At 47.3% G+C, this 14170-nt stretch carries 12 protein-coding genes; all 12 read right to left on the minus strand.

Going from position 1 to position 14170, the window contains the following annotated elements; translation table 11 throughout:
* Positions 1-59: 59 nt before the first annotated feature.
* Positions 60-1058 (minus strand): rod shape-determining protein, encoded by a 999-nt coding sequence (gene mreB, locus C8268_RS08565; protein ID WP_199794939.1) that lies wholly within the window; start codon positions 1056-1058, stop codon positions 60-62.
* Between the two features lie 296 nt (positions 1059-1354).
* Positions 1355-1642 (minus strand): sporulation transcriptional regulator SpoIIID, encoded by a 288-nt coding sequence (gene spoIIID, locus C8268_RS08570; RefSeq protein WP_106767275.1) that lies wholly within the window; start codon positions 1640-1642, stop codon positions 1355-1357.
* Between the two features lie 260 nt (positions 1643-1902).
* On the minus strand, positions 1903-2637 hold the full coding sequence (locus C8268_RS08575) for a M23 family metallopeptidase (RefSeq protein WP_106767276.1): 735 nt from the start codon (positions 2635-2637) through the stop codon (positions 1903-1905).
* A 59-nt stretch (positions 2638-2696) separates the two neighbouring features.
* Positions 2697-3656 (minus strand): stage II sporulation protein D, encoded by a 960-nt coding sequence (gene spoIID / locus C8268_RS08580; protein ID WP_106769882.1) that lies wholly within the window; start codon positions 3654-3656, stop codon positions 2697-2699.
* Between the two features lie 895 nt (positions 3657-4551).
* The gene (locus C8268_RS08585; RefSeq protein WP_158702700.1) at positions 4552-5448 is read right to left on the minus strand and encodes an IS3 family transposase; all 897 of its coding nucleotides are present in this window, start codon (positions 5446-5448) and stop codon (positions 4552-4554) included.
* Between the two features lie 38 nt (positions 5449-5486).
* Positions 5487-5813: a helix-turn-helix domain-containing protein gene (locus C8268_RS08590; protein WP_158702701.1), complete on the minus strand. Its 327-nt coding sequence runs from the start codon at positions 5811-5813 to the stop codon at positions 5487-5489.
* Between the two features lie 580 nt (positions 5814-6393).
* The gene (murA, locus tag C8268_RS08595) at positions 6394-7734 is read right to left on the minus strand and encodes a UDP-N-acetylglucosamine 1-carboxyvinyltransferase (RefSeq protein ID WP_199794941.1); all 1341 of its coding nucleotides are present in this window, start codon (positions 7732-7734) and stop codon (positions 6394-6396) included.
* Between the two features lie 435 nt (positions 7735-8169).
* Entirely contained in the window at positions 8170-8421 is a 252-nt protein-coding gene (locus C8268_RS08600; RefSeq protein ID WP_106769883.1) for a DUF1146 family protein, read from the minus strand.
* 1082 nt (positions 8422-9503) lie between these two features.
* Positions 9504-9920: a F0F1 ATP synthase subunit epsilon gene (locus C8268_RS08605; RefSeq protein WP_106767280.1), complete on the minus strand. Its 417-nt coding sequence runs from the start codon at positions 9918-9920 to the stop codon at positions 9504-9506.
* A 92-nt stretch (positions 9921-10012) separates the two neighbouring features.
* Positions 10013-11413 carry a F0F1 ATP synthase subunit beta gene (atpD, locus tag C8268_RS08610; RefSeq protein WP_106767281.1) on the minus strand — a complete coding sequence of 467 codons (1401 nt, stop codon included), beginning with the start codon at positions 11411-11413 and terminating at the stop codon, positions 10013-10015.
* 101 nt (positions 11414-11514) lie between these two features.
* Complete coding sequence (gene atpG, locus C8268_RS08615; RefSeq protein ID WP_106767282.1) at positions 11515-12372, minus strand: ATP synthase F1 subunit gamma; 858 nt, start codon at positions 12370-12372, stop codon at positions 11515-11517.
* A 268-nt stretch (positions 12373-12640) separates the two neighbouring features.
* Positions 12641-14155: a F0F1 ATP synthase subunit alpha gene (gene atpA / locus C8268_RS08620; protein ID WP_106767283.1), complete on the minus strand. Its 1515-nt coding sequence runs from the start codon at positions 14153-14155 to the stop codon at positions 12641-12643.
* Between the last annotated feature and the right edge of the window lie 15 nt (positions 14156-14170).

Below are 14170 nucleotides of genomic sequence, written 5' to 3' on the forward strand. Positions count from 1 at the left end.
TCTTATGGACCAATAGCAGAATCCATGGAAAAATTCTTATCCCTATTTATATCGGAAGATCAGAACTTTTTCTTAACCACTTTATCCAAATTGTCCAGCATCATGCCTGTTCCCTTTACAACGCAGTGCATCGGGTCTTCTGCGATCAGCACCGGCACGCGCAGCTGCTCGGTTAGCAGCTCGTCCACTCCGTGTAGTAAAGCTCCGCCGCCTGTCAATATCACGCCCCGGTCAATGATATCAGCGGAAAGCTCCGGCGGTGTCCGCTCCAATACCGATTTGGCCGCCAGAACGATCGACGACATCGGGTCCCACAGCGCTTCCTGCACCTCATTTGACGTAACCGTCACCGTTAAAGGCAGACCTGAAACCATATCCCGGCCGCGGATATCCATCTCCGCTTGACGGCCGCCCGTACACACGGTACCGATCGTTACTTTCAAATCTTCAGCTGTGCGCTCGCCAATGAGCAATTTATATTTATTCTTAATGTATTTAATGATCGCTTCGTCGAACTTGTCCCCCGCCATTTTAATAGAAGAGGCAGTGACCACATCGCCCATGGACAGGACGGCTACATCCGTTGTGCCGCCCCCAATGTCCACGACCATGTTGCCGCTAGGCTGGAAAATATCCATACCCGCGCCGATCGCTGCCGCTTTAGGCTCTGCTTCCAGGAACACATCTCTTGCGCCGCTATGTTCTGCCGCCTCCCGAATCGATTTCTGCTCCACGGACGTAATATTGGTTGGAGCACAAATGAGGATGCGGGGGCGACTGTACCAGCTGCGAGCACCTACGCGATCAATAAAATACTTAAGCATCGTTTCCGTAATATCAAAATCAGCGATGACCCCGTCCCTCAGCGGGCGGATCGCCATAATGTTGCCAGGGGTGCGCCCAATCATGCGCCGTGCATCTTCCCCAACGGCAAGGACTCTTTTTTTGTCGCTCTCAATGGTGACAACAGAAGGTTCGTCTAACACTACCCCCTTCCCTTTAACGTGAATAAGCACGTTAGCTGTCCCGAGATCGATTCCAATATCCTTGCTAAGCATCATGAAAAGCCCCCAAAGTGTTATTTTAAAATATAAGAAAGTGTAAATTACATGCTCGGATACTTTCTTATATTTCTGCGAGAAACGCCGTCGTCCTTTAAAAAAGACGACAAGCGTTTCTTCCTATGGTACGAAAATGCTGGTTACGACTTAACTGCCGAGATTCGACATATAACAACATGACATGATGCAATTCGGCACAACTAGGTCTCATCATTGTATCTAGTACCATCTTTTAACATATCATACTTCAGGGGAGGGATTCAACGTCATTCTAGCGACTTAAGCCCTACAAGTTAGGATTTCCCAGTTGAGACAGGCTCGCGGTTGCCACTGTTTGATTTTTTGTATTTAATCTTGGTGGCTTCGCCGCCTCTAAGGTGACGGATGGACTTGTGGTACTCGAGAATATTCTTAACCTGATCCGCCAAGTCCGGGTTAATCTCCGGCAGACGCTCGGTTAAGTCTTTATGCACCGTACTTTTCGAAACGCCAAATTCCTTGGCAATCGTCCGGACCGTATGCCTCGTTTCCACGATACAGCGTCCAATTTTAATGGTCCGCTCTTTGATGTAATCGTGCACGCTCCCGCCTCCCTACTGTGTGGATAGTTTGGTACATTATATGAGTGGCGTGGCGGGATATTCGCGGTTTCACGGGCTGACAAGCTCCATTGGTCCCAATTATTTTAGGGACATGCTTGCTTGCTGGAGTGTTTGGGGCCATTTTTCAAAGTGTTTTTGTCCATGCGCTAAATGATCGAAAGCCTTGCAGATCAACAAAAAAGACAGGATATCCATCCTGCCTTTCGACTTGCGTTACACGCTTTTGTGTAACTTTAAATTTAATTTTTCGGAAGAATCTCCATCGGGTTGATGAGGTTTTCACCCTCATACACTTCGAAGTGAACGTGGATGCCCAGATCTTTCTCAAGCTCGCTGCGTCCTGCCGATGCGATGGTATCCCCCTGCTTCACTTCTTTGCCTTGCTCTACTTTCACGTTGCTCAAGCTTTGGTACACGGTCTTCAGATCTCCGGCATGGCTGATCTCCACGACGGTTCCGTTTACAGGATGATCTTCTACTCGGGTTACTTTACCATCCAGTACAGCAAGGACATCAAATGTCTTCTCGTCTTTACGGGCCAGGTCCACTCCAAGGTTCGGCGTAAAGGTGTCGTTGTATTGAACCATCGCCTGCTCATGCTGCTCTGCCGAAGCATTGGCATCAAAGAATGGCTTTACCACGCTGACCTGTGCTGAATCAGCTGTCGGCCAGATCATGTTCTGGGCGTTTGCAACAACCTCAACAGCTTCCTCTTTCTGACCGCTTGCCGCTGTTCCCGTTTGATTGGTCTCCCCGGACTGTGTTACCACTTCCTGCTTGTTAAGCGGTTTTTGGCTGGCGTCCTGGTAGACCCACACGAGGGTTAGTATAATTGCCGCTGCTGCCAGATATGCTGCCGGGAACACCCACCGTTTGGACAACATTTTTTTCCACGAAGATGGCGTTGTCGCTTCTCCTTGAGTTGTTTTAGGAGACTCTTCGCGGGGTTGACTATTCTTGTTCTCTTCATTCATTTGCAATCACCTCAGTAATCATTGTTACCGGGGTAATCTCTTTTATACGTGCATGTCTATTATTTTTTTGAAGACAGAAGCTTTGAAGCTTTGGAAAAAGAAATGCCGGTATAGTAGTGTTCCAGAATCTCCTGCGCCTGGTAGCCTTCCCTTGCCATCCCTTCTGCGCCATACTGGCTCATGCCTACACCGTGGCCGTATCCATAGGTAACGATCTCTACCTTTCCATCTTTCAATTTCCAGCTAAACTGGCTGGAAGGAAGGTCCAGTTTCTCTCTTATTTCCCGGCCTGTAAACTTCTTTCCTCCGACTCTCATTTCTTTTATACGATTGCCTTCCGTATAGGAGATCACTTTGGAAGAACCGGAACCCGTACTAGATGCAGACACCGGTATGGCTCCATCCGGCAAACCCAGGCGCTCCATAAATTCATCTTCTTCCATCTGAACGGTAGATTTGAATTTGGGAGAAATCTGCTTATCCCACGGACTCTCTACGCTTCGAAGATAGGGAATCTCGTTCTGCCAGTAGTCCTCTGAATTTTCGGTATACCCATTGCTGGTTGAAAAATAAGAAGCCGTAATCGGCTCCCCCTTATATGTCATCACGATTCCTTCGGTGTCTTTCACCGCCTGGCGCAGTTTTTTTAGCTCGGCTTCCTTGCCAAGCGCCTTCCACTCCTGCTCCAGCTTCTCCTTCGGTATGTACGCCTGATGGCTGACCGTATCGGTGACATCCGCCTTGTTGTCAGGCACGCCGCTCTTGTCGCCTGATGCAAGCCGCCGCACGATGAACGTCCGTGCGGCGATGGCCTGCGCCTTTAGCGCCTCCAGCTGGAATTCTGCCGGCATTTCGGCGGCGACGACGCCGGTAACATAGCTTTCCAGCGGGAGGGTCTCGGTGGTGTCCGTCCCGGTTAAGTAGACGGACACCATCGGCTCTTCCGCCGCCTGCGGCTCGGCGGCGGAAGGGGCGGGCGCNCTCACTTTGTTCCATTTGTGCCGGCATTTCTGTGTCATCCGCTTCACTTTTATCTTCAAATACTCTATCGGTCCTCTCAGTTGGTGGAAACTTCCACTCCAGAATGGGCGATTTCAGTTCGCTGACCGCGTTCACATTCTCTTTCGGTCCCTGGATCGGATGACGGGACTGACGCTCCTGTTCCGAAGTGACCTGGATTTGGATTCGAACCTTCGAATCTTTCATTTGGCTCCCTCCCCTGTGTACATTGGAGCATAAGCTGATTTCATCTACAAAATAGATATGCTCTTTCTTCTCTCATCTCCTAGTACACATTCATATGAGAGCCTTCCGGTTGATAGAACCCTTTTTAAGAGAGAATTGAGATTGAAGTGAAGATTGAAGCTCGACCCTCGATACTTCGTAAAGCTTCTATATGAAGTCTTCGAAGATGAGCAGACGCATTATAGGTTGTTTTATCGCCAAATGAAATTTGATGATCTCCTTTAGGTTTCGAAAAACTTATAAATTCTATAATGGTCAGGTGTCGATTTGACTTCGACTCTTTGACCCCTCCATATTTCCTGAAATCCATATATTAAAGTGGAAATTGGGGTAATCACGGAAAAACGCCAACGCTAACCTTATATCGCCGGTACTTATATCCGTTTTTTTATTAGTTTTATCTACAACGATTAGTTTTCAGCCACAAATAAGGAGTATCGTATATTCAAGAGAAAGTCGCCTATCACCCTTACCTGCAAAAGTACATTAAAAAAGTGGTTTTTTCCATTTTAAGAGCGATTACCTGCAAAAGTGCAGTTAAAACACAAACTTTTCGCCAATAGGGTTGTTTCGGGTGGATTCAAATGTATTTTCGGCTAGGCCCCCTAATTCCGGAGTCTACACCGTAAAAATAATGTTTGTCGTATGAACACTCATTTTTTCAAATTCTTACAACGTTCGATGGAACTTGGCCCGATCTTCTTCCTTCTGTTGCATCACCCAACTGCTGAATACTATGGGCGCCTTGCGTTTCAAACTGCCATGCATTCTACGGTTGTTGTAAAAATCCATGTAACGATCAACGGCGGCATACGCATCATCCATGGTCTCAAATGTTTCCTTGGTCAATAGGTCGCGCTCCATCAAACTATGGAACGACTCGATGTAGGCATTCATGTTTGGTGTCTTCGGCGGGATACGCTCATGGAGCATTCCCCAGCTTTCACAAGTATCGCCGAACAGCACACTCACAAACTGAGGACCGTTGTCGGTGCGGATCGCGGGCATCTCCTTCCCCGGTCGCCATCGACTCTCTATCGCCCGTCCTAAAGCCTGACACACATGCTTGGCCTCGCAAACGGCGCCTCTGTAGTAGGCGACAATGACGCGGTCGAACACATCGATCACGCTGAAAACGAAAAAGAAGCGGTCGCGGCCGGCAACATATCCATACTTAATGTCCGCTTGCCACAGCTGATTCGGACCGGTGACGAGTCGGTTTCGAGCCAGTCTCCTCGGGTGCTTGGACGTTGGCTTTCGCTGCTGCTGAAGGATGCCTAACTCCTTGCAGAGACGATATGCTTTCGACTTACCGAGTATCAAGTCATGCTCATTGCGCAAACACTGAGCCAGCAACTTGTAGCCGTAGATGTGCTCTTCGCCTTCCACAAGCTCCAGCAGCCACTCCTTGATCTGCTCGTCACTTACCTTGTGACCTTGCAGCGTAAGGGAGTACCCGGGACAAGGACGTCCTCTTCTGATGGTACCAGCAGCCTCTGCGGGCTGCTTCGAGCGTTTGAGGCGTTCATAGTAAGTGGATTCTGCCAGGCCTAAGATACCCAGCACAAGGACTGCTGCATTTCCCTGCTTAATAAAGTGGTCGGCTATTTCGAATTTTTCGGATAAGCAGGGTTCTTCTTTTTTAGCAATTCACGCAGAATTTCAATTTCAAGTTCCTTTTCGCCAAGCATCTTCACCGCTTTTTCGTACTTCTCTTCCACGACCTGAAGCCGCTTCAGTTCTTGCAACTGATGATCCGCTGGCGGCAGTTCGTGAATATCTACTTGATCCCGATACGTTCGAATCCAGGTACGAATCGTTTCCGGGTGGAGGTTGTACTTTCGGGCGAGTACCCCCACTTTGATCCCGGACATGGCTTCGCGCACCACCTCGAGACGCACTTCCTCGTACAACTTGCTTGACCGTCTCATCCTGTTCATCCCCCCTAGAAATACAATAATATATTGTTGGGGTGGACTCCAATTCAATTAGGGGGCCGTGGAGTTTTTGCATTTAAACTTCCCAAAAGAGAAAATATGGCTCGTTTAAATGTACTTTTGCACTTAAACCGCTCAAATAAGAAATACAGCTCGTTTAAATGCCTTTTTACATCTAAACTGACCAAAAGAGAGATAGCGCTGCTTTAGTTTCATTTTTCAGGAAACTCCAAAAAAAGACTTGGCTCGTTTAAATGTACTTTTGCAGTTAAAGAGTATGTTTCGCGTTTCAGTGCATTGATCGGAAGGGGACAACGTTAATGCCATTCAACCATGCTTATTAAATATAGCTCCCTCCCACCACAAATGTCTGATATGTCAGGCCTAAGCGCCAATGCCACCTTTAATGGGTACAGCTTACGTTTCAACTTAAGAATCTAAGTTAGAGGATCGTGCCAAAGCTTATACTTTCTTAAATTTTAAAATAGAAAAGGCCCCGCCATTACGGCAGGACCTCATCCATTTCATTCATTGTTCCATCATATAAACTTCCGTATAAGCTACACGGGAGCTGTTAAACCCAGGTCGGCTGTATTTTGAACAGCTTGCTGTCTTCGGTCTTGGCCGACTTGGTTTCCTTTTCGTAATCCTTCTCTTCCGGTGAAATACGCCAAATGTCTGCACCCAGTCCGGAAAGCTTCTCGGCCAGATGAACATATCCGCGATCAATATGATGAGTACCGCTTACCTCTGTCGTTCCTTCCGCAACAAGTCCTGCCAAAATAAGGGCAGCACCCGCCCGAAGATCGGTTGAGCATACCTTGGCCCCCGTTAGACGGGCACCCCCGGTTACAATAGCCGAACGACCTTCCACTTTGATTTCAGCATTCATCAGCTGGAACTCATCCACATGCATGAACCGATTTTCGAATATCGTTTCTGTAATGACGCTTGTGCCTTCAGATACGAGCAAGAGAGCCATCATCTGTGATTGCATATCGGTTGGGAATCCCGGATAAGGCAATGTCTTAACATCCACAGCCTTTAACGGCTTATCCGCAATGACGCGAATTCCGTTCTCATCCGGCAAAATCGTAACACCCATCTCTTCCATTTTGGATATAACGGGTCCCAGATGATCTGCAATCGCGCCTTCCACATACACATCCCCACCGGTGATTGCAGCTGCAACCATAAAGGTTCCTGCTTCAATCCGATCCGGAATGACATGATGCTTCACACCGCGAAGCTTCTCTACACCCTCGATTCGAATAATACCGGTGCCTGCACCGCGAATCTTGGCGCCCATTCCGTTAAGATAATTAGCTAAATCGACAATTTCCGGCTCTTTAGCCGCATTCTCAATCGTCGTGATACCTTCTGCCAATGTGGCAGCCATCATAATATTCTCAGTTGCTCCTACGCTGGCAATATCAAGATAAATCTTGGCGCCGCGCAGTCTTCCATTACTTTTCGCTTCAATGTATCCTTGCCCGAGGCTGATCTCGGCCCCAAGCGCTTCAAAGCCTTTCAGATGCTGATCAATCGGCCTTGTACCGATCGCGCATCCGCCTGGAAGTGAAATGCGGGTTCGACCACAGCGAGCCAAAAGCGGTCCCATGACCAAAAAAGAAGCGCGCATCTTCCGTACCCATTCATAAGGTGCTTCACATGTAGTTATGTGCTCTGCATTTACACGTATAACCTCGTTTTCATATGTAACGCCTGCACCAAGCGACTCCAACACTTTATTGATTGTAATTACATCGTCAAGAGGAGGGGCATCGATTATGACACTTTCTCCTTCTTCCCCTAAGAGTGAGGCAGCGATGATCGGAAGTACTGAATTTTTTGCTCCGCTGACTTTGACGCTTCCGGTCAGTCTTTTGCCACCGCGGACGATAAATTTGCTCATCATGGTTTCCCTCCGCGTCCATAATTTCCTGTAATATAACTTATAATAATATAACTCATTTATTAGAGTATTGCCAATTTACTAACTTCCATATTACCACTGATAAATTTCACCATTCAAGCGATGATAGGACTAATTATAAGCTAAGGAATAAATTACCTCTGTTGTCAGGACTATTCCTGTCATTCTTATAAGAACTTCCTGTTACAAGCAGTCTGGCCCTGCATAAGCAGTCTATGCCGGATATCCTACTTGGTGACAAAATCATAATCGGGGGGAACTTTATAGTTCGGAAGTCGTGTGGTTCGCCCGGTAGCAATTGCTTGTTCTCAGTGTTGACATAATAAAAAATGTTTATTCGGGCAACTTTCGTCAGCAACCTAACAGAACTTTAACCATTCATACGAACCGTCAAACAAAGCTCAAACATCCATTCTAAAATATATATCGAATCATTTGGCTCCACGTTACATAGTCGATTAAAAATTCGGCTACAAAACGCCCGAGCACCACCGCAAGCAGCACATGCAGCAGCTTTCCTTGCGGGCTTTTGGGATTACGGATCACCAAATCTAACTTTAAAGTTTGCAATGCCCACCACGCCAGTGCTATACAGACAAGCGAAATGACAATCGATAACAATCCGCTTACGCCTACAGTAACTGTGTCCGAAATACCTTGATTCATTGCTCCCTCCTCCATTACCTTGGAATATCTCCTCAAAAGAACCGACTCTAATATAATACTTGTCAGAGCATTAAGAATCCAGTACTTTCTCTTGGATTTGGCTGGAAATAAAAAAGTTTGATCACAAAGCGCCATAAAATAGATATAAATTGTGTATTATTGGATTTTACCTCAATCAATGCATACGTTTGCTCTCACCGATATAGTCTATTTATTACCCAAAAGAGTGCACGATATATTAATGAAGAAAAAAATTCTTTTCGAGAAAATAAGAGCCAGGTCGAAGGGATGTGAAACTTATGACTTTCAGCCTAACCGAGCGTAGACAGCTTTGCCGTTTTTGATGGTCACTACTTACGTTTCGCGAGAAGAGACTAAGATTAAAATTTCGTTCCACCTTATACTTTCAGAAAAACTTCTATCGAAGCTCTTCGAGGATGAGCAACTGCGGTTAAAGTTCCATTTGCCTTCAAAATTGTAGAGTGTGATCGGCGGAAAGGCGCCACTGCTGACCTTAAGTCACCCGCACTTGCATTGTATATTCAACAGGAAGTCGCCTGTCATGCTTAACTGCAAAAGTGCATTCAAAAATGTGGGTATTTCGTTTTGAGAACAATTAACTGTAAGAATACAGCTAAAATTCTTACTTTTCGCCAAAAAGGTTGAATCGGGCGGAATCAGATGCATTTTTGCAGGTAAACTGCCCAAAATAGAAAATATTGCTGATTTAAATGTAGTTTTGCACTTAAACTATCTAAAAGAAAAATATCACTAGATCCCTCGTTTAAATGCATCTGCAGTTAAATGTGCATACATCCTGCCCTAGTGCATCGATCGGGTGGGGGTAGCGTTAGCCCATTCAACCATGCTTAAAAAGGCTCCTTTTCCTATGAATGTATACCCTAGCGTAGACAGCTTCGCCCGTCTATGGCGGGCACTGCTTTTCATTTCGCGAAAGAAACTATTATTAGAGGATCGTGATTAAAAAAACAGCCTGCTGTTTCCGCACTCCAGATGCTAGGAAAAAGCTCCTAACCACAGGGTACAGTTCTGTATACAGCAGACTGCCTTTCATCATTCTATTACATCTTCTGACGAAGATGAGATACCTTAATCCGGTTCATAGCCCGTTGCAGAGCTAATTCCGCGCGTCTGTGGTCGATTTCATCTTGTCGTCCGCGCACATTCAGGCGAGTTTCAGCACGTTCCTTCGCGGCTTCAGCACGCTCCACATCGATTTCCTGAGCTCTTTCAGCACTCTCTGCCAAAACAACAACCTTTTCCTTGCGGACTTCCACAAAGCCCCCTTGCACCGAAAAAGGAATTCTATCATTGCCGATCTTTACATATAAAGGTGCAATTTGAAGCGGAGTTACAAACGGGACGTGTCCTGGTAGAATTCCCAGTTCCCCTTCGACTCCGCGCACCGTAACACCATTGACCTGCTCAGAATAAACAAGACGATCCGGTGTTACGATCTCTAACAAAAAGGTACTCACTTCCATCCCTCCTCACGTTTTCTGGGAGAAAACTCGCTTAGCAGACGTCTTCGCAAGTCATACGGACAGTCCGCCGCTCACGGAGTGCTAGCTTACATTGTTTTTGCTTTTTCAACGGCTTCTTCAATTGTACCGACGAACAAGAAAGCAGCCTCCGGAAGATGGTCATGCTTCCCTTCCAAAATCTCTTTAAAGCTGCGTACCGTTTCTTTAACAGGTACATATTTACCTGGCATCCCGTTAAACTGCTCCGCGACGTGGAACGGTTGGGAAAGGAATCGTTGTACACGACGAGCACGGGCGACAATCGCTTTGTCTTCCTCGCTAAGCTCATCCATACCAAGAATAGCGATAATATCTTGAAGCTCGTTATAACGAGCCAAAATCTTCTTAACGCCTTGAGCCACATTGTAGTGCTCTTCCCCTACAATTTCAGGTGTCAAAATCCGGGAGCTGGAAGCAAGCGGGTCTACCGCCGGATAGATACCCATCTCGGAAATTTTACGCTCCAGGTTAGTTGTTGCATCCAAGTGAGCAAATGTTGTAGCCGGTGCTGGGTCCGTATAGTCATCCGCCGGTACGTAAATTGCTTGAATGGATGTTACAGATCCCTTCTTCGTGGAAGTGATCCGCTCTTGCAGACGTCCCATCTCCGTTGCCAGCGTTGGCTGGTAACCTACCGCGGAAGGCATCCGTCCAAGAAGCGCGGACACTTCTGAACCTGCTTGTGTGAAACGGAAAATGTTGTCGATAAACAGAAGTACGTCTTTTCCTTCCTGATCACGGAAGTACTCAGCCATCGTCAAACCTGTCAGAGCAACGCGCAGACGCGCACCCGGAGGCTCGTTCATCTGTCCGAACACCATCGCTGTTTTGCTGATAACGCCCGAATCACTCATTTCGTGATACAGGTCATTTCCTTCACGGGTACGCTCTCCGACACCCGCAAATACGGAAATACCGCCATGCTCCTGAGCGATGTTATTAATCAGTTCCTGGATCGCAACGGTTTTACCTACACCCGCACCGCCGAAAAGACCGATCTTACCGCCTTTTTGGTAAGGGGCTAGCAGGTCGATAACCTTGATGCCAGTTTCAAGCATTTCTGCTTGTGTCGAAAGCTCGTCATATGCAGGAGCTTCGCGGTGGATCGGATTGTTAATCTCGGATTCGACCGGACCTGCATTATCGATTGGATCACCAAGTACGTTAAACACACGTCCAAGGGTAGGGGCACCAACCGGAACGGTAATAGGAGCACCCAAGTCTACAGCTTCCACACCGCGAACGAGTCCGTCAGTTGAGGACATCGCGATACAACGAACCAGATTATCACCCAAATGGTTGGATACTTCCAAAGTCAGATCAATAGATTGGCCGCCTTCCACGGTGCCTTCAATTTTAATGGCGTTGAAGATCTCGGGAAGCTGGCCGCGTTCAAATTCAATGTCAACTACAGCACCTGTAATGCTGACAACGCGTCCTTTGTTCATCTTTTCGTTTTCCCTCCTATCCGCCCGCCTATACAGCGAACGATTATCGTAAGCGGCACCTCATGCCGCATAGCCGTAACAGTATCTTCTAAGTGCCTGCATTACTGAGCGTCAGCACCCGCAACAATCTCGGAAATCTCCTGCGTAATTGCAGCCTGCCGCGCACGGTTGTACGTAAGTGTCAGCTCGGCAATCAGGTTGGTTGCGTTATTCGTAGCTGCTCCCATCGCTGTCATTTTGGCACCTAGCTCACTTGCTTTAGCATTCAGCATCGCGCTGAAAATGAGCGTTTCTGCATACTTCGGAAGCAGGTTGGCCAATACAGCCTCTGGCGATGGCTCATATTCGTGGCCTGATACAGTCGCTTCCTCCGTAATGTTCTCCATAGGAAGCAGCTGATCCACTTCCGGGTCCTGAGTCAACGCGTTCACGAAACGGTTGTAGCAAATAAAGAGCTCGTCAATCTGACCAAGCTCATATTGTCGTACTGCCGCATTCGCGATAGACTTGATGTCCGCGTATGTAGGACTGTCAGACAATTCGGTCAGTTCTTCCACAACCGGGAGATCACGACGACGGAAGTAGTCACGGCCCTTACGTCCGATCACGAAGATGGAATACTCCTCTTTTGACTGATGCCGTTCTTCAATAAAAGTCGATACTTTTCGCAAAATGTTCGTATTCGAAGCACCACAAAGACCACGGTCTGAAGTAATGACCAGATAACCGGTTTTCTTCACCGGGCGCTTCTCCAGCATCGGATGGCTGATTCCTTCTGTACCAGCCGCAATGCTGCCTACGACTTCTTTCAGCTTTTCAGAATATGGAAGGGCAGAAGTTGCCTTTTCCTGCGCTTTTCTCAGCTTGGCAGCGGCAACCATCTCCATCGCCTTGGTGATCTGCTTGGTGTTCTGGATACTCTTGATCTGCCGTTTGATGTCACGTAATCCTCTTGCCATGTTTTCACCACCTCAAAACTTTGGCGGAGCCAAAGTTACTTCGTAAGCATAGACCAAGCTTTGGCGAAGCCAAAGCTAACTTCGTAAGCGTAAAACCTAACTTTAGCGACAGCCAAAGTTACTTCATAAAAGTATACTAAACTTTGACAAAGCCAAAGCTAACTTTATAAACATAACCTAGCTTTGGCTGAGCCAAGGACCATTCCATATGAAAGAGGATACCGGGCTCCCTTGCCCGGCCTTTCCTCCTGCTGCTCAGCTGAGAAATTTAGACGGAAGCTGCGAAGCCTTGTTTAAATTGCTCAATTGCTTTTTTGAGCAGGTTCTCGTTATCCTCAACCAAATCCTTGGTATCGCGAATCGATTGCAGGATTTCCGGATTGTTACTGGAAATGAACGCCAGGAATTCTTTCTCGAAGCGGCGCACATCCTGAACATCGATATCATCAAGATAACCTTTCACCGCCGTATACAAGCTTACCACCTGATGTTCTACGGCAAGCGGCTGGTTTACACCCTGCTTCAAAATTTCCATCAGCTTGGAACCGCGGTTCAGACGAGCCAATGTGGATTTATCCAAATCGGAGCCGAACTGAGAGAACGCTTGAAGCTCTCGGTATTGAGCCAGGTCAAGCTTCATACCGCCAGCAACTTTTTTCATCGCTTTAATCTGTGCAGATCCGCCGACACGGGATACGGAAATACCGACGTTAATCGCCGGACGTTGACCCGAGTAGAACAAATCAGATTCCAGGAAGATCTGTCCGTCGGTGATCGAAATAACGTTCGTCGGAATATATGCAGATACGTCAGAAGCTTGTGTTTCAATGAATGGCAGAGCGGTTAATGAACCACCACCAAGCTCATCGTTCAGCTTCGCAGCACGCTCCAGCAAACGAGAGTGCAGATAGAATACGTCACCTGGATAAGCTTCACGACCCGGAGGACGACGAAGCAGCAAGGACAATTCACGATATGCAGCTGCCTGCTTGGACAAGTCATCATAAATAATCAGAGCATGTTCGCCTTTATACATGAAATATTCGCCCATTGCACAGCCAGCATATGGAGCGATATATTGCAGCGGAGCCGGCTCTGAAGCTGATGCGGTCACGATAATGGTATATTCCAATGCACCATGACGACGCAATGTTTCAACAACCTGAGCAACCGTAGATTGCTTCTGACCGATCGCAACATAAATACATTTCACGCCGTTACCTTTTTGGTTCAAAATCGTGTCAATTGCAATCGTTGTTTTACCTGTCTGACGGTCACCGATAATCAGCTCACGCTGTCCGCGGCCGATCGGAACCATCGCATCGATCGCTTTAATACCCGTTTGCATCGGTTCATGTACCGATTTACGTTCAATAACGCCAGGTGCATTATTCTCTACCGGACGGTATTCGGAAGCTTGAATCGGCCCTTTACCGTCAATAGGCTGCCCCAGCGGGTTCACAACGCGGCCAAGCATTGCTTCGCCAACCGGAACCTCCATGATGCGACCTGTACGTTTTACCTGGTCGCCTTCTTTAATGTCTGTATATGGACCCAAGATAACAACACCTACGTTGCTCTCTTCCAGGTTGAGCGCCAAACCCATGACACCATTCGGGAATTCGAGCAACTCCCCGGACATAGCGTTCTCCAGGCCATATACGCGAGCAATACCGTCACTTACTTGAATAACTGTGCCTACCTCAGAGACAGCGATGTCGGATTTATATTCTTCAATCTGACTCTTAATCAAAGTACTAATTTCTTCAGGTCTGATACTCAACGTTTTCACCCCTAT

The sequence above is a fragment of the Paenibacillus faecalis genome, from assembly GCF_900289175.1.
GTDB lineage: Bacteria > Bacillota > Bacilli > Paenibacillales > Paenibacillaceae > Paenibacillus_AQ > Paenibacillus_AQ faecalis.